The sequence below is a fragment of the Paraliobacillus salinarum genome (genome assembly GCF_014083865.1).
In the GTDB taxonomy this organism is placed as follows: Bacteria; Bacillota; Bacilli; order Bacillales; family Amphibacillaceae; genus Paraliobacillus; species Paraliobacillus salinarum.
In genome coordinates this window covers 1-1,276 of sequence record NZ_JACEFA010000031.1, presented here as the reverse complement: position 1 = coordinate 1,276, position 1,276 = coordinate 1, and the positions used below count along the sequence as shown (strand labels likewise).

2 protein-coding genes are annotated in these 1,276 nt (G+C 35.6%); both read left to right on the top strand.

Translation table 11 applies throughout. The annotated features are described in order from the left end of the window. On the top strand, positions 1-516 hold a 516-nt coding region (locus HP569_RS14320), incomplete at its 5' end, for a helix-turn-helix domain-containing protein (protein WP_182201815.1). Beyond that, on the top strand, positions 417-1,276 hold an 860-nt coding region (locus tag HP569_RS14315), incomplete at its 3' end, for an IS3 family transposase (protein ID WP_246367329.1). The genes HP569_RS14320 and HP569_RS14315, both read left to right, overlap by 100 nt.

Sequence of the window (1,276 nt, the reverse complement as noted above, 5' to 3'; positions counted from 1 at the left end):
CAAGATGGAAAATTGGGTTATGATATATTAGCAAGGAAGCACGGTATGAAAAGCAGTTCACCATTAAAAAGATGGGTAAAGGTATTTGAGAAATTTGGAGTGGAGGGATTAATGAGGAAAAAACATAATGAAACTTATTCTGTTCAATTCAAGCTAGATGTATTAAGCTTTATGAAGAGAACAGGTTCTTCAGAAGTGGAAACTGCCCTTCAATTTGGGTTAACAAACCCTCCGATTATAGCATCATGGAAGAAAGCTTTTCTTGAAGGTGGTGCTGAAGCCCTGGATAAACCGAAAGGACGGCCTCCCATGTCTGATAAAGCTAAGAATAGAAAAAACAAACATACGGAAGAAAATGAAATGACGAACGAAAAAAAATTGGAAAGAGAAAATGAGCTTCTTCGTTTGGAGGTAGAATATTTAAAAAAGTTGCGAGCTTTTCAGATGGATCCGGAAGCCTATCTCGAAAAGCACAAGCAGCGTTATCATTCGAACTCAAAGAAACATTCCAATTAAAAGATGTTTTACAAGTAGTTAGCATTCCTGAATCCTCTTATCATTATCATATAAAGAGAATGAAGAAAAAGAATCCGGATCAAGAGTTAGAAGAACGCATTCAATCGATATTCGACGAAAATAACGGAAATTACGGATATCGTCGTGTTTACTTGGAATTGAAGAACAATCAAGGTTTTAAGGTGAATCATAAGAAGGTTCAGCGTATCATGAAAAAACTTGGACTAAAAGGAAACAAGTTCAGACGTAAATCACGCAAGTATAGTTCTTACAAAGGTACTGTTGGAAAGATTGGGAAGAACCGTATTCATCGTCGTTTTAACACAAGTGTGTGCCATCAAAAATTAACTACAGATATCACGGAATTTAAGTGTTCAGGCGGTGTGAAATTATACCTGAATCCAATCATGGATATGTTTAATGGAGAAATTCTTTCGTATGGGATCAATATAAGCCCCACCTTAGATCTGGTGCTCAAGCCCCTCGAGGAAGCTATTGAAATTGTAAAAGACTCAAAGTACAGAACAACTATTCATTCTGATCAAGGCTGGCATTATCAACATAAAAAGTGGGTAAAAACACTTAAGAAAAACAAGATATTCCAAAGTATGTCGCGAAAAGGAAACTGTTTAGATAATTCGCCCATGGAGAACTTTTTTGGTTTACTAAAACAAGAGATGTATTACGGAGAGGCACTGTGCTCGTTTGAAGAATTAAAAAATAAAATTAAGGAACATATCAATTATTATAATAATAAGCG